The following is an 18227-nucleotide window of genomic DNA, read 5'->3' as shown; positions in this document are numbered from 1 at the left end:
TCAGCATGATTCATCTTGCCGCCCGCATGGCAGTGTGACACCCTGAGCGGGCCGAACTGGCACCCGGACGAGGAGCGCCGTACCCGGTGAGCGAAAAGACGGCGTTGAAGGAGCGGTTGACCATGGCGTGGGTTGTACTGGTGGTTTCGGGAGTGCTTGAGGCAGTGTGGGCTACAGCTCTCGGGAAGTCTGAGGGGTTCAGCAGGCTCGGTCCCACGGTCGTCTTTGTGATCGGACTGGTTCTGAGCATGGCGGGTCTGGCTTGGGCGATGCGTACTCTGCCGACGGGAACGTCGTATGCCGTGTGGGTGGGTATCGGCGCAGCCTTGACTGTCACCTACGCAATGCTTTTCGACGGCGAAGCTGCGTCGCTGCTGAAGGTTCTGTTGGTGCTCGGAATCGTCGGATGCGTGATCGGACTGAAGGTTCTCCACTAGCGCCTTCGGGAAAACAAGGCGGCTCCATCCATGAGGATGAGGATGGAGCCGCCTTGTTTTAGATGGTCAGAGCGGACGACGGGATTCGAACCCGCGACATCCACCTTGGCAAGGTGGTGCTCTAGCCAGCTGAGCTACGTCCGCGAAAAGGCGCCTCTCAAGGAGGCGCCTTGCGTGGGCGATACTGGGATCGAACCAGTGACCTCTTCCGTGTCAGGGAAGCGCGCTACCGCTGCGCCAATCGCCCAGGTCTTGCAGTTCACCGTATGGAGGTGGGGACGGGATTCGAACCCGCGTATACGGCTTTGCAGGCCGCTGCCTCGCCTCTCGGCCACCCCACCGTGCCCCACTAAAGCGGGATCCCTGGCCGAAGCCAGCGAATACAGTGACTTGCGAGCGGACGACGGGATTCGAACCCGCGACATCCACCTTGGCAAGGTGGTGCTCTAGCCAGCTGAGCTACGTCCGCAGAGAAAATGGCCGAGGATTTAGGGTTTCCCTATTCCCTTCGGCGTCTTTCCAACGAGTAAAAACAATATCGGAGGAACAGGGGTTCGTCCAATTGAGGGTCGTGCGGAGCGCCTCCGGCAGATATCGCACCGATGCTATATAAGGCGCCGTCGGGCACCTAAGGTCTGTCGGGCGGAAGAAGTGTCAGACGGGGGTGACACACTGGATATATGACCGAGCCGCTCCTCGCGCACGCCACAGAACGCGGGCGCATGTATTCCAGATCCGTTTCGGAGCCACCCCTGGTCCCCTCGATCACCACCGTCATCTCGCAGTCCCAAAGCGCCTCGCTGGGGGGATGGTTCGGGTATATGGCAGCGAGTGCTCTTGCCCAGGACCCCCGCCTGCCGTCGTCGCTCGGCAATCCAAGCGAGATGCGTGCCGTGATCCAGGACGCTTCGAAGGCTGCTGAGCGTTACCGCGACGACGCAGCACAGCGAGGTACACGGGTTCACTTCTATTGCGAACAGGTTGCCCTACGCGATCTGGGCCGAGAACATCGCGCTGACGAGGCCCGCGCAGAGCTGGCGCAGCACGGCGAGGAAGGATTCGCGGCCCGTTTCGACGAGTGGTGGGATCTGTACCAGGTAAGGCCCATAGCGCCTGAGATCACCGTCTGGAACTCGGAACTTGGTTACGCGGGAACGCTCGATCTCGTGGCAACGATCGCGGGGCGCCTGTGCATCATCGACTTCAAAACCCGCGCTACAGACCGCGACGGCATGGTGAAGCCGCTCGATCAAAAGGTGGTCATGCAACTCGTCGCCGGCATGAAAGCACAGGAATCTCTCGTGGATCCCCGAAGCGGCTCCTGGGAAGCATGGAAGTACGGGAACGACCCAATCCTGCTCGGGGTCGCTATCGGGCAGACCGAGGTGCGGGCGCACCGGGCCAATCCGCAAGTACTCAAAGAGCACTGGTTCAAGTTCTGCGCCCTCCGGCGCGCCTGGGAAGCTGGGGGGAATGCAGCTGACGCAGGTCAACCGCTGCTGGCTGTGCCGCCGCCCCCGCGCCTCGAAGCCGGCACGTCCACCGGCTCAGGGGCCGCACGACCCGCGGGAACCGTTACAACCTCACAGGCGCCTGGAGTTGCCCAACAGGGTTACGTGTCTCCGGCGGATGCACCGGTCACAGCGATAAGCAGCTGACGCGGGCAGCCTGACCTAGACTTGACCAAGCATTTTGGGAGTTTCGTCGGATGTTGAATTGCGCCGACCGGACCTCCCGTACACATTCAACGACCGACAGGTGAGGACACACGACCGGATGGCGGTTCTGAGTATCAGGATGATCGGGGACCCCGTGCTACGGACACCCGCAGTAGAGGTAACCGAGTATGGTCACGAGTTGGCCCGGTTGGTTCAGAACATGCTCGAGACCATGCACAGCGTTCGGGGTGCGGGCCTGGCGGCGCCGCAGGTAGGGGTCGGTCTGCGCGTCTTCACCTACGCGGTTGACGGGGCGGAAGGTCACGTTGTCAATCCTGAGCTTCTCAGCGCCGAAGGCGTGCAGAATGACGATCAGGAAGGCTGCCTCTCCGTTCCCGGGATCGGATTCGCGTTACCCCGCGCTGAGCTTGTCCAGCTTCGGGGGTTCGATGTCACGGGCCAGCCGATGCAGCTAGAGGCGGAGGGAATGCTGGCCCGCTGCTTTCAGCACGAGAGCGATCACCTCGATGGGCGCCTCTACATCGACCGGCTTCAGGGGGACGATCGCCGGGCCGCCATGCGTGCCATCCGGCACTCCCAGTACAACGCGGTCACCACGGACACCCTCACCAAGCGATCCTCAAGTGTGGGTTCGGTGTTCGGCATCGGTGGGCCTTCGAGCGGCCGGCGGAGGACCGGCGCATGAGAGTACTATTCGCCGGCACGCCGAAGGTTGCAGTGCCCTCCCTTGCCGAACTCCGCCGCGCGGGACACGAGGTGGCTGCCGTCCTTACCCGCGAAGACGCTCCGGTTGGTCGGAAGAAGGTCCTGACGCCGAGCCCGGTCGCCGAGGCAGCAAGCAAACTCGGCCTGGAGGTCATCAAGGCGAACCGCATCGACGGGCCCGTTATCTCGCGGCTCGCGGCGCTGGACCTGGAGGCCGCGGCCATTGTTGCCTACGGGGGACTCGTTCCCGCTGCCGCGTTGCGGGTTCCAAGACACGGTTGGATCAATCTGCACTTCTCACTGCTTCCCGCCTGGCGGGGTGCGGCCCCCGTCCAGCACGCGCTGATCAACGGTGATGACATCACCGGCGCCTCAACGTTCCTTCTCGAGGAGGGCCTGGATACCGGACCCGTCTTCGGCACATTGACGGAGACCGTCCGCCCTGAGGACACCAGCGGAACCTTGCTCGACCGGCTGTCGGAAAGCGGCGCTGTGCTCCTGGCACAGACCCTGTCGGCCCTTGAGCAGGGACGCGCCCATGCTGTCCCACAGCAGGGCGAGGTGTCGCTGGCTCCTAAGCTCGCAAGCCCTGATGGGCGGATTCGGTGGACCGACCCCGCGCTTGCCATCAAGCGTCGGATCAGCGGCGTCACGCCGGAGCCAGGGGCATGGACGGTGCTGGGCGGGCAGCGGTTCAAGCTCGGCCCGGTTCGGCTCCGCCCCGACGTTTCAGACATTCCGCCCGGCGTCGTTCTCGATAGGGATGGAGCGGTGCTGACAGGGACCGGATCACACGCCGTCGAACTGACGCTGGTTCAACCAGCGGGACGCACCATGCTCGCCGCCCCCGAGTGGTTCCGCGGTGCACGTCGAGAGGATCTGGAATTCGAATGACACCTGAACATCATCCCGGCGGTCAGAGTCGGCGCAATGAGCGGGGACGGGAGCGCAATAGGTCGCGCGCCCGCAAGTTCTCGGCCACAGCGCCCTCCGAACGCACCAGGCGGGCCGATCCTGCGCGGCTGGCAGCCTTTGAGGTTCTTCGAGCTGTTGCAGTTGATGATGCCTACGCCAACCTGGTACTGCCCAGCAGTATCCGCAAGCACCGCCTTGGCCGCCAGGATGCCGGGTTCGCCACAGAACTGGCCTATGGCGCGCTGCGAGGCCAGGGCACCTACGACGCAATCCTTGCGTTGTGCGTCGACCGCCCGCTCGAGCAGCTTGACCCGGCCGTTCTCGACGCCCTGCGCCTGGGAGTCCACCAGCTGATGGCCATGCGGGTGCCTCCGCACGCCGCCCTTGACCAGACAGTGGGCCTGGTGCGGGCAGTGATTGGTGCGGGGCCTTCCTCCCTGACCAATGCGGTGCTTCGAAAGGTGTCACGCAAATCCTTCAGCGAGTGGATCGAGGTCCTCACCGAGGGTGTTGAGGATCCCGTTCGGGCCAGCTCCCTGCGGCACAGCCACCCCGAGTGGATAGTCCGCACCATGAGGCAGAGCCTTGTAGGGCACGGGCGCCCCGTTGCCGAAATCGATGACTTGCTGCAGGCAGACAACGCTGCTCCGATCGTCAACCTTGTCGCGTTGCCCGGTATTGGATCGCTCGACGAAGCTCTTGCGGCAGGCGCCCGTCCCGGAGAGCTCGTGGATGACTCCGCACTGTTCGCCGCCGGTGATGTAGGGCGGCTCGAGTCCGTGCGCTCCGGCGAGGTGAGGGTGCAGGACGCCGGCTCCCAGATCGTCGCGCGCGCGCTGGCCGCCGTCGAGCTCGACGCCCCAGCGCGCGCGCTGGCCGCCGTCGAGCTCGACGCCCCATCAACGGTTAATGAGGAATGGCTGGACCTCTGCGCCGGACCCGGAGGAAAGTCGGCCCTGCTCGCTGCCATAGCTGCCCAACGCGGCCACAGCCTCGTCGCAAATGAGCCTGCAGAGCATCGCGCCGCGCTGGTCCGTCAGGCACTTGCGGCTGTTGACCCGGCTGTATGGACCGTTCGCGTGGGTGACGGCCGCACTATCGGGGAGGCTTACCCGAACGGGTTCGACCGCATCCTCGTTGACGCGCCGTGCACGGGACTGGGTGCGCTGCGCCGCAGGCCCGAAGCCCGCTGGCGCCGCAAGCCCTCGGATCTTGCGGAACTGGGACCGCTGCAGCGCGCTCTGCTTGCTGAAGCCCTTGACACGGTCCGCCCGGGCGGCGTCGTGGCGTACGTCACCTGTTCACCGCACCCCGCCGAGACCACCGCCGTCGTTCAGGACGCACTGCGCGGCAGGAAAGGTTTCGATCTTCTCGACGCTGGGGAAGTTCTTGACAGTGTGAGCAGGAGCAGTTCGCTTGGCGCGGGACACGAAAAAACCGCGCAGCTGTGGCCGCACATACACGGCACGGACGCGATGTTCCTCGCCCTGATCCAGCGAAACGCAGACTGACATCCCACGGACGCCGTCCCTACTGAAAGGCCGAGTATGAGCACCTGCTGTATCCACCCGAGCATCCTGTCCGCGGATTTCGTGAATCTACAGTCGGAACTCGAACGCATCGCCACGGCCGACGCAGTTCACGTGGACGTGATGGACAACAGCTTCGTTCCGAATCTGACCCTTGGACTTCCGGTGGTGAAGCGGATTCAGGCAGTCGCTCCAGTGCCCCTGGACATACACCTCATGATTAACGACGCCGACCGATGGGCGCCCGAATACGCCGCCGTGGGTGCCGCCTCCGTGACCTTCCATGCAGAAGCGGCTCAGGCGCCCATCCGCCTGGCGCGGGAATTGCGTTCGGTTGGAGCACGGGCAGGCATGGCACTTCGACCGGCGACCGCCGTCGAGCCCTACCTCGACATGCTTGGCGAACTGGACATGCTCCTGATCATGACCGTGGAGCCCGGGTTCGGGGGGCAGTCCTTCCTGGACGTGACCCTTCCGAAGATTCGGCGCGCCGCCGAGGCCGTTCGTGGAGCGGATCTTCCCGTCGCGATTCAGGTGGACGGCGGTATCACGGAAGAGACCATCGTCCGTGCAGCCGAAGCTGGAGCGACGGTTTTCGTCGCCGGTTCTTCGGTCTACGGCGCTGATGACCCAGCCGCCGCCATAGCAGCCCTGAGGCGGGCGGCGTCCTGATTCGGGTAGGCGAGGGTGCTGTCTGCCACGGCATCAGTCGGGAATGTTCGTCAGGGTAATTCGCACGGCTTGCGTGTCCGCCGCAGCCCGGCGAAGCACGTCCTGCCGCGGATCGGGAACCGGCAACAGCGGGAGGCGGGGGAGCGGGCGGTAGCGCACCAAGGCGCCGTCGGCGAGGCATTCCGAAAAGAGCTTGGCATCTCCGCCAGGCTGCAGACAGTCCGGCGGATTGTCTGCGAAGAGTGCCGCCGCACGCTGGGCCGTCGTGCTGACCAGAAAGTCCGCCTGGTTCTCCCTGCGACGCGCGAACCGTTGCTGTGACCACCCGCCGGCGGCAGTTCTGGACTGGACGTAGCGTGTGCCGTTCTTGGAGGAGATGAGGGCGCCGTCGCGGGCGACGCCGACGCCGTAACCACCACGCCGTATCAGGATCAGGCCCACCGTCCGCGGCGCCAGGGCGCGGTGAACCACTTCGCTCACGGCCGTCTCGGTCTCGCAGGGGACCATATCACCCACAGTGAGCCCGCCAGTATCGGTCGTCAGGGGTGCAGCAACCAAGGCCGTACATCCGTTTTCCGCTTCGAGGACGAATGTTCCGGGCAGAGCTGGGCTACGGGTGGTGTGGAATGGCCCGTTTCGCTCACCGAAGCGGCGGACCCATCCCGTCAGCCGCTCGGGCGGGACCAGAACCGAGCGGTTGTCCTGCACTCTGCCTCCCTGATTGCTGGCCGAAGCTGTCAGTGGATCACAGTAGCCTTGGCTGTGTGAATGACCTATTCAGCCTTGATGCGGACGGCTTTGACGAGTCCGTCAGTGCCGGTCGAAGTGAGCGGAACCGTCTCCGAAGCCCCCTGCCGGTGCGCATGCGGCCGCGAACGGTGGATGAGATCGTGGGTCAGCAGCATCTCCTGGGCGCCGGGTCGCCCTTGCGCACGCTGGCCGGTGGTGAGCCGGCGGCACGGACGGGGGCTCCGACGTCGGTCATTCTCTGGGGTCCGCCAGGGACCGGGAAGACAACACTGGCGCATGTTATTGCAAGGGGCCCGGGCCGCAAATTCGTTGAGCTTTCCGCTATCACTGCGGGTGTCAAGGATGTGCGCAGGGTGATGGATGAGGCGCTGTCCAATCGTGATCTGCACCGCATCACAACGGTGCTCTTCCTCGATGAGATCCATCGGTTCAACAAGGCACAGCAGGACGCTCTCCTGCCGGGAGTGGAGAACGGGTGGGTGGTGCTGATTGCGGCCACCACGGAGAATCCCTCGTTCTCGGTGGTATCCCCTCTGCTTTCTCGCTCATTACTGCAGACGCTCAGGCCCCTGACCGAGAATGACATCAGATCCCTGCTCCAGCGGGCGGTGGATGACCCGCGGGGACTCGGCGGGGAGGTCGCAATTGACGATGATGCCCTGGACCACCTCGTCCGGCTCGCTGCCGGCGATGCCCGCCGTGGGTTGACGGCACTCGAGGCCGCTGCCGGAGTAGCGCAGTCCGAGGAGCAGTCCAAAGAGCCGGAGGAAGATCCTCCGCTTGATGGGGACGGACGAGGAGTCGTGCGCATCACCCTGGAGCACGCCGAAAAAGCCGTCGACGTCGCCGCCCTGCGCTACGACCGCGCGGGCGATCAGCATTACGACGTGGTGAGCGCGTTCATCAAGTCGCTGCGCGGGTCCGATGTGGACGCCGCACTACACTATCTGGCGCGCATGCTCGAATCAGGTGAAGACCCTCGTTTCGTCGCGCGCAGGCTGATGATCTCTGCTGCCGAGGACGTTGGCATGGCTGATCCCACCGCCCTGCAAACTGCTGTGGCAGCTGCACAGGCGGTGCAGCTGATCGGTATGCCGGAAGGTCGGATCATCCTCGCCGAGGCAGTGGTCCACATCGCCACCTCACCCAAGTCGAACGCCGCCTACAACGGAATCAACCGCGCCATCGCGGACGTGCGCGCAGGCAAGGGGCAGGGCATCCCCGCGCATCTTCGTGACGCGCACTACCCCGGGGCCCGTCAGCTGGGTCACGGCAAGGGGTACGTCTATTCGCACGATGAACCCCACGGCATCGCCGCCCAGCAGTACGCGCCCGATGACCTCGTGGGAACGGATTACTACATACCCACCGACCGGGGCGCCGAGCGGGCTGTGGCCGGACGGCTTGAGAAACTGCGCGCCATTATTCGGAACGGCTGAGCACTGCTAGGATTGTTCGTTGACTGGCAAGTCGCGGCTCACCCATGCCCGCCCTTCAATTGCCCGGATCGGCTCCGCCGATCCTTCGGCGGCAGCGGCGGACAAGGTGCAGACCCGCGAACTGTAGTACCGGAAAGCGGCCCCTTCCGGCTCTCCGAACGTGGAGGCCAGCGACACAAGAAAGAGATCCGGCGGCACATTGCCGCCAGGATCTGCTTTGCCGCAAAACAGTGAAAGGTAAACGTGGCTAACAACACACGTGCCCGCCGCAAGGTCCGCATTTCGCGGGCCCTCGGCATTGCTCTGACCCCCAAGGCTGAAAAGTACCTGGAGCGTCGTCCGTACGCACCCGGTCAGCACGGCCGTTCGCGTCGCAAGCAGGACAGTGACTACGCAGTACGCCTGCGCGAGAAGCAGCGCCTGCGCGCACAGTACGGCATCCGTGAAGCACAGATGACCCGTGTCTTCGAAGAAGCCCGCCGTAGCGCCGGTCTGACCGGTGAAAACCTGATCGAACTGCTCGAGATGCGTCTCGACGCTCTCGTGCTGCGCGCTGGTTTCGCACGCACCATCGCCCAGGCGCGTCAGCTCGTGGTTCACCGCCACATCATGGTTGACGGTGCACGCGTGGACCGCCCGTCCTTCCGCGTCAGCGAAGGCCAGCTCATCCACGTGCACAGCCGCAGCGAGACCATGGTTCCGCTGCAGGTTGCCGCCGCAGGTGCCCACCGCGATGTTCTTCCCGCCGTTCCCGGCTACCTCGACGTTCAGCTCGAGAAGCTCCAGGCACGTCTGGTTCGCCGCCCCAAGCGCTCCGAGGTCCCCGTGACCTGTGAAGAGCAGCTCGTGGTCGAATACTACGCACGCTGATTCAGCGCCGTTTACGGCGTTTCGGCAGTACAACTGAACATCAGTTATTCAAGAGCCCGCGGCGCACGCCGCGGGCTCTTGAGTAGGTAAGGTACATAGGGGATTGCGGGCGCCCGTCCGTCCACAGCGCGAAGGTTAAGGAGTTGTTCACGAATGTCAGGTGGAGAAATCGCCGGGCTCATTGCCGCCGGAGTTTTTGCAGTGCTGGTTGCGCTGCTCGCCATTCCGGTGTGGAAGCTCGGAAAAGTCTTCGACGAACTCCGCCAGGCCATCCGATCCGTCAGCGAGGGCACGACCCCACTGATCGACGAGGTCACCAGCACAGTGACTACCACCCACCAACAGCTGAAGCACGTCGATGGCATCACGTCGAACGTTTCGGACGCATCCGCCAATATTTCCGCACTCTCCTCGCTCGTCGCCGCAACAGTGGGCTCGCCGCTGATCAAGGTGGCGGCTTTCTCCTATGGCGTGCGCAGCGCGCTGGCTTCCCGGCGCAAGCCGGCTTCCCGCCGTCGTAGTCGCTGAACTCCGGCTGCCCGTCCAGAACGCACGCACAACAGACGAGGATTTCTTGATGATCAAGAGGGTTTTCTGGCTCGCGGCAGGCGCTGCCATCGGTGTAGTAGCTGTACGCAAGGTCGCCGCGATGAGGTCGGCTGTTGGTCCTGAGGGGCTCAACCGCGCCGTCGCGCAGCTCACCGACAGCGTCGCCGACTTCGCTGACGCACTCCGCCAGGGAATGCAGGAACGTGAGACGGACCTGCGCACCGCCCTGGGAATCGACTCAGAGCCCCGTCCGTGACGGCAGATCACGCCCGCCCCCAAAGACACCGCCTCTGCGCACCGTTCGCACGCAACACCGAAGGATCCCCATGAAGTCGCAAGAGATCGCCCGTCGCTGGCTTGACTACTTCGAAGGGCAGGGGCACACCCGCGTGCCGTCTGCCTCGCTCGTTTCCAGCGATCCGTCGCTGCTGTTCACCGTCGCCGGTATGGTCCCGTTCATTCCGTATCTGACGGCTCGGGAAGTGCCCCCCTACAGCCGCGCGACCAGCATCCAGAAGTGCATCCGCACCGCCGATATTGAAGAGGTCGGAAAGACCGCGCGTCACGGCACCTTCTTCCAGATGTGCGGAAACTTCTCCTTCGGAGACTATTTCAAGCAGAACGCAATCCGGATGGCGTGGGAGCTCCTGACCAGCAGTGTCGAGGACGGCGGTTTCGGTCTGCCTGCTGACCGGCTGTGGGTCACTGTCTACCGGGACGACGACGAGGCACTGGCCATCTGGCGCGACGAGGTCGGTTTCCCCGTTGAGCGAATCCAGAAGTTCGGCAAGAAGGACAACTACTGGAATACCGGGCAGCCGGGTCCGGGCGGACCGTGCTCCGAGATCTTCTACGACCGCGGCGCTCAATACGGCAAGGACGGCGGGCCGGAGGCGGACGAAGACCGCTACATCGAAATCTGGAACCTCGTCTTCATGCAGTACCGGCTTTCAGCAGTGCGCAGCAAGGACGACTTCGACGTTGCAGGCGAGCTGCCCCAAAAGAACATCGACACGGGCCTCGGCCTGGAGCGACTCGCGATGGTCCTCCAGGGGGTTGAGAACATGTACGAGACCGACCAGGTTCGTCCCGTCCTGGACAAAGCCGCGGAACTCTCGGGTCGCGAATACACCAGTGCAGAATCCGACGACGACCCTCACCACCAGGACGATGTACGGATGCGGGTCGTGGCTGACCACGTGCGCTCTGCCCTGATGCTGATCACGGACGGCGTGACTCCTTCCAACGAAGGACGCGGCTATGTCCTCCGCCGCCTGATCCGCCGTGCCGTACGCGCTATGCGCCTCCTCGGCGTCGAGAAGGCGTGCCTGCCCGACCTCCTGCCCGTCTCCCGCGACGCGATGAAGGGCGTCTACCCGGAGGTCGAGCGCGACTTCGAACGCATCAGCCGCATCGCCTACGGAGAAGAGAAGGCGTTCCTGCGCACCATCGCTTCCGGAACCGCGCGACTCGAGGAAGCCGTGCGGGAGTCCAAGACCGCAGGGCGTGCACTGTCCGGCGATGAGGCCTTCAGCCTTCACGACACCTACGGATTCCCCATCGATCTCACGCTTGAAATGGCTGAAGAAGCCGGAGTGAAGGTTGATGCGGACGGTTTCCGCGCCCTGATGCTCGAGCAGCGCCAGCGCGCGCAGGCCGATGCGCGCGGCAAGAAGGCCGGCCATGCAGACATGACGGTGTTCAACGAACTGCTGGCAACAGGCGAAACTGTCTTCACCGGTTACGACGAACTGACCACCGAAGCGGTGGTGCGCGGCATCATCAGCAACGGTGCGTCGGTGCCCGTGGCTCGGCAGGGCGAGGAAATCGAGCTCATTCTGGATCGCACGCCCTTCTATGCTGAAGCGGGCGGACAGGCTGCCGACGTCGGGCTGATCACCGGAAACGGCTTCTCGGTCGAGGTCACCGACGTTCAGCGGCCTATCAAGGGCCTCAGCGTGCACCGTGCCCTTGTGAGGGAGGGAGAGATCACCCAGGACGCGCTGGTGACAGCCGCCGTCGACCGTCAGCGCCGCCACGCGGGGGAGCAGGCCCACTCCGGAACGCACATCGTGCACGCGGCACTTCACCAGGTTCTGGGTCCCGAGGCGCTGCAGCGCGGTTCGTTCAACAAGGCCGGTTACCTCCGCTTCGACTTCTCCTGGGGCGAGGGCATCAGCTCCGCGGCGCGGTCTGAGATAGAGGAAGTATCGAATCTTGCGATCCGCAGCAACCACACCGTCGAGACAAAGGTGATGGGCCTCGATGACGCCAAGGCTCTGGGCGCAACCGCACTATTCGGCGAGGCCTACGGAGACCGGGTGCGCGTCGTCGAGATTGACGGTGCCTGGTCGCGCGAGCTGTGCGGCGGCACACATGTCGAGTCGACGTCGCTCATCGGTACGCTGACCCTTCTGGGCGAGCAGTCGGTCGGTTCCGGCAACCGCCGTGTCGAGGCCCTCGTCGGCATGGACGCTTTCCGGCATGCGGCAGCCGAACGTGCGCTGGTTACGGAGCTGTCCGACATGCTGAAGGTGCCATCTCCCCAGTTGCCCGAGCGTCTCAGTGCAACCCTCAACCGGTTGAAGGCCGCAGAAAAGGAATTGGAGCGCCTGCGCAAGGAGCAGCTTTCCAACGCCGCGGCGGCCCTGGTCAACACGGTCCAGGATGTTGACGGAGTCAGGCTGATCACGCACGACGCCGGCACCGTGGGCAGCGCTGATGACCTCCGCAACCTCGCGCTCGACCTGCGTGGACGGCTGGGCTCGGGTGCCGCCGTTGTTGCTGTAGCCGGAGTCAGCAAGGATCGCCCGGTGGTCCTCGTGGTCACCAATGACGAGGCACGCGGCGCGGGCGTCAAGGCGGGAGCCTTGGTGCGCACCGCGGCGGGCATTCTCGGCGGCGGCGGTGGCGGTAAGGATGACATGGCGCAGGGCGGCGGGTCGGATCCGGCGAAGGTACCTGCGGCTCTGGATTCCATCCGTGCTGCAGTTGCGGCACGGTAGCCGGAGTTCCAGTCCCGTGGTTTCGGAAAACTACCCCCGCGGAGTGAAGATCGGCGTCGATGTCGGCATGGTCCGCGTCGGGGTTTCGGCAAGCGACAGGGACGGGCTTATCGCCACGCCGGTGTGCACGCTCAACCGCGATACGCGGAAGAACCGTGACCTGCGTCTGTTGCTCCGGAACATTCAGGAGCTCGCAGCCGTTGAGGTATTCGTCGGGTTGCCCCGCAACCTAAGCGGTACCGAATCCGCCTCTACGGCCATGGCTCGGGATTACGCTGCGGCACTCGTTGACACCCTCGTGGATGCGGGACTGGACGTACCCGTGCGGTTGATCGACGAGCGGCTGACTTCAGTTTCGGCCCATCGATCACTTCGTCAGGCTGGATTGAACAGTCGGGAACACCGTAAGGTGGTAGATCAGGTGGCAGCCGTGGAGATACTCCAACACGCCATCGACATGCAACGGAACCTTGAGCGGGATGTGGGGGAGCCGGTCGTTCAACATCGGCGGCGGAATCTTGACCACCCGTCGCCGGCCTCATCCGAGGAGTTAGACATTTCGCAAACCTACAGTGGGAGGAAAGAGGAGCAGTGAGCCATCGTCATCCTCCTTTCCCGGCAGCTGATCACGGCGCCGAGCAGCACCCGGACGACTACTTCGAAGACCACTATCCAGTGCATCCGGAGCCGGTGGAACAATTCTTCGAGGCGGACCTTCCATCCCGCCGAACCCGTAGACCGTCCAAGGCGCGCCAGCGCCGTCGCAGGCGCAGGACCATCGTCATGCTGGTCGTTGTCCTGGGTTTCATCGGCGTGGTGGTTGCCGTTGCGATGTTCCTGCGGAGCCTCCTCGGCGTCGGTGAGGTGACGGATTACGCCGGTCCCGGAACCGGATCAGTGACCTTCACCGTGGATGCGGGCGCGGGGCCCCTGATCGTCGGCAACGGCCTCGAGCAGCAGGACATCGTGGCCAGCTCGGAGGAATTCCTCAAGGCGCTCTCCTCGGTTGCTGACGGCCGCGTCATCCAGCCCGGTGACTACGAGATGAAGTACCAGATGAGTGCCGAGGAAGCAGCACAGGCGCTGCTGGCCGAGGGAGGCGCGGGAGTTCACTACGCCGCCGTCGCCCGCGATCTGAGGCAAAACGAAGTTTTTGACATCCTCGCCGAATCGACCGGGATCCCTCGGGAAGAATTCGACGCCCTGGCTAAGGATCCCACCCAGTTCGGCATTCCGGAACAGTCGCCGACCCTTGAGGGCTACCTCTACCCCGGCGAGTACAGGTTTGACCTGGAGATCAGTGCCACCGAGGTGATCCAGCAGATGGTGGACAACACCCATGCGGCTCTTGAGGAAGCAGGCGTGACTGATACCGCTGAGCAGTATCGGATCCTGACTATCGCCAGCATCGTTCAGGCGGAGGCAGGCCAGGCCGACTACGCGCAGGTTGCCGGGTCGATCATGAACCGTTTGGGCCCGGACAACACGGAGACCAACGGCCTGATCCAGTCCGATGCGACGGTCACCTACGGCCTGAACCGCAAGAGCTACAACCTGACGGACGAGGAAAAAGCCGACAAATCGAACCCGTACAACACGTACGCGAACGAAGGTCTGCCCGTGGGCCCGATCGGCTCCCCGAGCGCGGAAGCGATCGAGGCGGCGGTCAACCCGGCTGACGTCCCGTATTACTACTGGGTCACTGTCAATCTGGACTCGGGCGAGACGAAGTTCTCGGAAACTCTCGCCGAACATGCGCAGTACGTTCAGGAGTACCAGGCATGGTGTGCCGACAACGCCGGAAGGTGCGAATAGGTGGTGCCTGACGAGGCGCCGGCCCCGTATCGGGCCGGCGTCATCGGTCATCCCATTGCCCACTCAAAATCCCCGCGGCTGCACGGTGCTGCCTACTCCTACCTCGAATTCGCGTGCGACTACTCGGCCATCGAAACACCGCCGGACGCGCTCGAGGGCATCATGCGCGAGCTGCGGGCAGATTCCGCATGGCGTGGATTGTCCGTGACAATGCCGCACAAGGCGGCGGCGCTGACGTATATGGATGAGCTGGCGCCCGGAGTCGCTGACCTGGGCGTCATCAATACTGTGCTTCCCGTCGGGGAGGGCGCTCATCGCCGCCTGGTCGGCCACAACACCGATGTCGAGGGCATAGTTCGAGCCGTCCGGCACGCCGGCGCTGGATCCCCGCGGCAAGCCCTGGTACTCGGTGGTGGCGGCACCGCTTCGGCGGCTGTCGCTGCGCTGGCTCGCATGGGAGTCGAGCTGGTGGATGTCTGCGTCAGGTCCACCCACAAGGCGCAGCCGCTGATCGCTCTGGGTGAGCGTTTGAACACCGCCGTGCAACTGCAGGATTTCGACGCCGCCGCCGACCTGTGCGTGGTTGCGCCGCTTGTCATTTCGACACTGCCGCCGCATGGAGCAGACGGCCTGGCCGCCGCACTGCAGCGTATGCCCGACTCGATGGGCGAGTCCGCCCAGGCAGCGCCACGCGTGCTGCTGGACGTGGCCTACGACCCGTGGCCGAGTGCACTCGCAAGCGCGTGGTCATCGCGTGGCGGCGCCATCGTTCCCGGGCTTGAGATGCTGCTCTACCAGGCGGTTGCGCAGGTGAAGCTCTTCACTGGAGACGTCTTCAGGGACGAGGCCGCTGTCATAAATGTGATGTGTGACGCGGTGGAGGCTCCCCGGCGCTAGCAGGCCCCGCTGACCGTGGCAGGATGGACGTTATGTTGCGTTGGTTGACGGCCGGGGAATCCCACGGCCCTGCTCTGGTTGGAATCATTGAGGGAATGCCCGCTGGCGTCGAGATTGCGAGCGAGTCCATTCAGGCGGCTTTGGCTCGTCGGCGTCTGGGATACGGCCGTGGTGCCCGGATGAAGTTTGAACAGGACCAGGTACGAATCATCGGCGGCGTCCGGCATGGTCTGACCCAGGGCGGCCCCGTTGCCGTCGAGGTGGGAAACACCGAATGGCCGAAGTGGGAGCAGGTCATGTCCGCTGATCCGGTGGACGCCGCCATCCTCGAGAACTCGGCCCGCAACGCACCGTTGACAAGGCCTCGCCCGGGGCACGCTGACTTCACCGGGATGCAGAAGTACGGCTTCGATGAGGCGCGGCCGGTGCTTGAACGCGCAAGTGCCAGGGAAACAGCGGCGCGGGTAGCCCTCGGTACCGTTGCGGCGCAGTTCCTGTCCGCTCTCGGTATCGAACTCGTCAGCCATACCGTCGCCGTCGCCTCCGTCGCGGTTCCGGAAGGCTCCGAGCTGCCCGGGCCCCGAGACGTGCTGGCGCTGGACGAAGATCCGCTGCGCTGCTTCGACCGCGACACCTCCACCGCCATGGTCGCCGAAGTCGATGCAGCCCACAAGGAGGGTGAGACACTCGGCGGCGTTGTCGAGGTCCTCGCCTACGGTCTCCCTCCGGGACTGGGAAGCTACGTTCACTGGGACCGCAGGCTGGACGCCCGCCTCGCCGGTGCACTCATGGGAATCCAGGCGATCAAGGGCGTCGAGGTCGGTGACGGCTTCGAGACCGCGCGTCGGCGCGGTTCCGCAGCCCATGACGAGATTGTCCGCGAGGACAGCGGACGCATCGGACGCGCCACCAACCGCGCAGGCGGCATCGAAGGCGGCATGAGCATCGGTGACGTTCTGAGGGTGCGTGCTGCCATGAAACCAATCGCCACCGTGCCCCGGGCACTCCAGACCATCGACGTCACCACGGGCGACGCCGCCAAGGCACACCACCAGCGCTCGGACGTCTGTGCTGTCCCCGCGGCGGGAGTGGTTGCCGAGGCCATGGTCGCCCTGGTTCTCGCGGAAGCAGTAACCGAGAAGTTCGGCGGCGACTCCGTTGAGGAGACGAAGCGCAATCTCAACTCCTATCTCGAGAACATCCCGGCGTCGCTGAACTCGGTTACGTCCTGATGTTGCCGGCGGCCCATCGACCGCTGGTACTCATCGGTCTGATGGCCACCGGCAAGTCGACCGTCGGTCGGCGCATCGCTGTCCGACACGGTTGGCGGTTCATCGATACGGACGCGGAGATCGTCGACCGGCACGGACCAATTCCTGAGATTTTCCGCAGCCGGGGTGAACCCGAGTTCCGCCGCATTGAGGCCGATATCGTTTCGCAGGTCCTGTCGGAGGCTGAAAAAGGGGCGGGACAAGGTACAGTCATCTCCCTCGGCGGGGGAGCAGTACTCCACAGCGCAACGCAGCGCCTCCTGCAATCGGCCTTCGTGGTGTTCCTGGACGCTGACCTGGCGACGGTTCTGCCGCGCCTGGCCGGTGACACCGGCAGACCGCTCCTGGCCGGCAACGCCGGCGAAACCTGGGCCCGTCTCGACCGGGAACGGCGCCCAATCTACGAAGCGCTGGCGGACGCCGTGATCGACACCCGGGATGCTACCCCCGATATCGTCGTTGACCGCCTCGAGGCGCAGCTGCGCCGCACTAAGTTCACAGAGGAAGGGACTCTCGGCAATGACCGCTGAACCTACTGCAATCCGCGTCACGGGCAGCGCCCCGTCGGAAAACTACGACGTCGTTGTGGGGCGGGGACTGCTCGACCGGCTATCGCCGCTGCTGGGTGAACGCGTCCGGCGCGTTCTCGTGATTCACCCCCGGGCTCTGCGCTCCACCGGAGATACTGTGCGGGAGCAACTGGACGGTGATGGGTTCACCGCCGTCACCGCCGAGATCCCTGACGCCGAAGAGGGCAAGCACATCCAGGTGGCAGCGTTCTGCTGGCAGGTCCTCGGCCAGAACGATTTCACCCGGTCAGACGCAATAGTGGCTGTCGGGGGAGGCGCGGTGACCGACGTCGCCGGTTTCGTTGCTGCAACCTGGCTGCGCGGCGTCAAGGTGGTCCACCTGCCCACTACGCTGCTCGGCATGGTCGACGCCGCAGTGGGTGGCAAGACGGGGATCAACACCGCCGAGGGCAAGAACCTCGTCGGGGCTTTCCATCCGCCGGCAGGCGTGCTTGCCGATCTGGATGCGCTCCAGACCCTGCCTGCCAACGAACTCATCACGGGCATGGCTGAGGTGGTGAAGTGCGGTTTCATCGCCGACCCGCGAATCCTCGAACTGATCGAGTCGGATCCGGAAGCTGTGAGGAACTCCAACAGCGAGGTCGTCCGCGAGCTCGTGGAACGGTCAATCGCAGTCAAGGCCGCCGTAGTGTCCGAGGATCTCAAGGAATCGGGGCGACGAGAGTTCCTCAACTATGGACACACTCTTGCCCACGCCATCGAACTGGCGGAACGGTACTCCTGGCGCCACGGCGCTGCTGTCTCGGTAGGGCTGGTTTTCGCGGCGGAGCTCTCCCGTATGGTTGGACGGCTGGACGACGCGACCGCGGACAGACACCGCGCGATTCTAGAGTCGCTGGGGCTTCCGGTGACCTACCGCAAGGACCGTTGGGCAGCGCTGTTGGATGGAATGCGGCGCGACAAGAAGGCCCGCGGCGATCTGCTTCGCTTCGTTGTGCTCGACGACGTCGCCCGCCCGGGGATCCTCGAGGTACCGGACACGTCGCTCCTCTTCGCCGCATACCAGGAGATCGCTTCCTGAATCCGGTTCGTCCGGCAGGGTAGACTGGACTCTGGTCTTTTGGCGGGCAGATCCCGAGCAGTCGTGCGCTGCGCCTGCTGCGA

The 18227-nt window shown here is 64.6% G+C and carries 18 protein-coding genes, 4 tRNA genes and 1 riboswitch; of the genes, 17 read left to right on the top strand and 5 right to left on the bottom strand.

Annotation, left to right across the window (positions count from 1 at the left end):
• The first annotated feature begins 45 nt into the window (after nucleotides 1–45).
• A riboswitch (guanidine-III (ykkC-III) riboswitch) is annotated at nucleotides 46–108 on the top strand.
• A 14-nt stretch (nucleotides 109–122) separates the two neighbouring features.
• Nucleotides 123–437 (top strand): DMT family transporter, encoded by a 315-nt coding sequence (locus M1D74_RS09025; protein WP_309070039.1) that lies wholly within the window; start codon nucleotides 123–125, stop codon nucleotides 435–437.
• Between the two features lie 70 nt (nucleotides 438–507).
• Here M1D74_RS09025 and M1D74_RS09020 read toward each other — a convergent pair.
• The 4 genes from M1D74_RS09020 to M1D74_RS09005 form a co-directional block, all read right to left on the bottom strand.
• Nucleotides 508–581, bottom strand: a tRNA-Gly gene (locus M1D74_RS09020).
• 31 nt (nucleotides 582–612) lie between these two features.
• Nucleotides 613–684, bottom strand: a tRNA-Val gene (locus M1D74_RS09015).
• A 20-nt stretch (nucleotides 685–704) separates the two neighbouring features.
• Nucleotides 705–778, bottom strand: a tRNA-Cys gene (locus M1D74_RS09010).
• Between the two features lie 54 nt (nucleotides 779–832).
• Nucleotides 833–906, bottom strand: a tRNA-Gly gene (locus M1D74_RS09005).
• Nucleotides 907–1117: 211 nt separating this feature from the next.
• On the opposite strand from M1D74_RS09005, the gene M1D74_RS09000 reads away from it, so the two are divergent.
• From M1D74_RS09000 to rpe, 5 genes are all read left to right on the top strand, one after another.
• Nucleotides 1118–2095 carry a cytochrome gene (locus tag M1D74_RS09000; RefSeq protein ID WP_458115118.1) on the top strand — a complete coding sequence of 326 codons (978 nt, stop codon included), beginning with the start codon at nucleotides 1118–1120 and terminating at the stop codon, nucleotides 2093–2095.
• Between the two features lie 118 nt (nucleotides 2096–2213).
• Nucleotides 2214–2801, top strand: a complete 588-nt coding sequence (gene def / locus M1D74_RS08995; protein WP_309069980.1) for a peptide deformylase — start codon at nucleotides 2214–2216, stop codon at nucleotides 2799–2801.
• Nucleotides 2798–3715, top strand: a complete 918-nt coding sequence (gene fmt / locus M1D74_RS08990; protein WP_458115117.1) for a methionyl-tRNA formyltransferase — start codon at nucleotides 2798–2800, stop codon at nucleotides 3713–3715. Before def ends, fmt begins: the two co-directional genes overlap by 4 nt.
• Nucleotides 3712–5247: an RsmB/NOP family class I SAM-dependent RNA methyltransferase gene (locus M1D74_RS08985; RefSeq protein WP_458115116.1), complete on the top strand. Its 1536-nt coding sequence runs from the start codon at nucleotides 3712–3714 to the stop codon at nucleotides 5245–5247. Before fmt ends, M1D74_RS08985 begins: the two co-directional genes overlap by 4 nt.
• A 36-nt stretch (nucleotides 5248–5283) precedes the next feature.
• A complete protein-coding gene (gene rpe / locus M1D74_RS08980) occupies nucleotides 5284–5937 on the top strand; it encodes a ribulose-phosphate 3-epimerase (protein ID WP_309069983.1) in 654 nt (217 codons plus the stop codon).
• A 33-nt stretch (nucleotides 5938–5970) separates the two neighbouring features.
• Here rpe and M1D74_RS08975 read toward each other — a convergent pair whose 3' ends face one another.
• Entirely contained in the window at nucleotides 5971–6645 is a 675-nt protein-coding gene (locus M1D74_RS08975; protein WP_309069984.1) for an acVLRF1 family peptidyl-tRNA hydrolase, read from the bottom strand.
• A gap of 56 nt (nucleotides 6646–6701) precedes the next feature.
• Here M1D74_RS08975 and M1D74_RS08970 point away from each other — a divergent pair, with 56 nt between their 5' ends.
• From M1D74_RS08970 to aroB, 11 genes are all read left to right on the top strand, one after another.
• On the top strand, nucleotides 6702–8126 hold the full coding sequence (locus M1D74_RS08970) for a replication-associated recombination protein A (protein WP_458115115.1): 1425 nt from the start codon (nucleotides 6702–6704) through the stop codon (nucleotides 8124–8126).
• Between the two features lie 243 nt (nucleotides 8127–8369).
• Complete coding sequence (rpsD, locus tag M1D74_RS08965; protein WP_458115114.1) at nucleotides 8370–8996, top strand: 30S ribosomal protein S4; 627 nt, start codon at nucleotides 8370–8372, stop codon at nucleotides 8994–8996.
• A gap of 153 nt (nucleotides 8997–9149) precedes the next feature.
• Nucleotides 9150–9524: a DUF948 domain-containing protein gene (locus tag M1D74_RS08960; protein WP_309069987.1), complete on the top strand. Its 375-nt coding sequence runs from the start codon at nucleotides 9150–9152 to the stop codon at nucleotides 9522–9524.
• Between the two features lie 49 nt (nucleotides 9525–9573).
• A complete protein-coding gene (locus tag M1D74_RS08955) occupies nucleotides 9574–9801 on the top strand; it encodes a DUF6167 family protein (protein ID WP_309069988.1) in 228 nt (75 codons plus the stop codon).
• Nucleotides 9802–9871: 70 nt separating this feature from the next.
• Nucleotides 9872–12550, top strand: coding sequence for an alanine--tRNA ligase (alaS, locus tag M1D74_RS08950; protein WP_458115113.1), 2679 nt, complete (start codon nucleotides 9872–9874; stop codon nucleotides 12548–12550).
• 16 nt (nucleotides 12551–12566) lie between these two features.
• The gene (gene ruvX / locus M1D74_RS08945) at nucleotides 12567–13145 is read left to right on the top strand and encodes a Holliday junction resolvase RuvX (RefSeq protein ID WP_309069990.1); all 579 of its coding nucleotides are present in this window, start codon (nucleotides 12567–12569) and stop codon (nucleotides 13143–13145) included.
• Nucleotides 13142–14365 carry an endolytic transglycosylase MltG gene (mltG, locus tag M1D74_RS08940; protein WP_309069991.1) on the top strand — a complete coding sequence of 408 codons (1224 nt, stop codon included), beginning with the start codon at nucleotides 13142–13144 and terminating at the stop codon, nucleotides 14363–14365. Before ruvX ends, mltG begins: the two co-directional genes overlap by 4 nt.
• The gene (locus tag M1D74_RS08935; RefSeq protein WP_458115112.1) at nucleotides 14366–15262 is read left to right on the top strand and encodes a shikimate dehydrogenase; all 897 of its coding nucleotides are present in this window, start codon (nucleotides 14366–14368) and stop codon (nucleotides 15260–15262) included. It abuts the gene before it with no gap.
• A gap of 32 nt (nucleotides 15263–15294) precedes the next feature.
• Nucleotides 15295–16494 carry a chorismate synthase gene (gene aroC, locus M1D74_RS08930; protein WP_458117169.1) on the top strand — a complete coding sequence of 400 codons (1200 nt, stop codon included), beginning with the start codon at nucleotides 15295–15297 and terminating at the stop codon, nucleotides 16492–16494.
• Nucleotides 16495–16535: 41 nt separating this feature from the next.
• Entirely contained in the window at nucleotides 16536–17063 is a 528-nt protein-coding gene (locus M1D74_RS08925; protein WP_458115111.1) for a shikimate kinase, read from the top strand.
• Nucleotides 17053–18144, top strand: coding sequence for a 3-dehydroquinate synthase (gene aroB / locus M1D74_RS08920; protein WP_309069994.1), 1092 nt, complete (start codon nucleotides 17053–17055; stop codon nucleotides 18142–18144). Before M1D74_RS08925 ends, aroB begins: the two co-directional genes overlap by 11 nt.
• Nucleotides 18145–18227 lie beyond the last annotated feature (83 nt).

It is taken from the genome of Arthrobacter sp. D2-10 (assembly GCF_054161285.1).
Note: the sequence above shows the minus strand (reverse complement) of the source record. Positions and strands in the feature narration are given on the sequence as shown.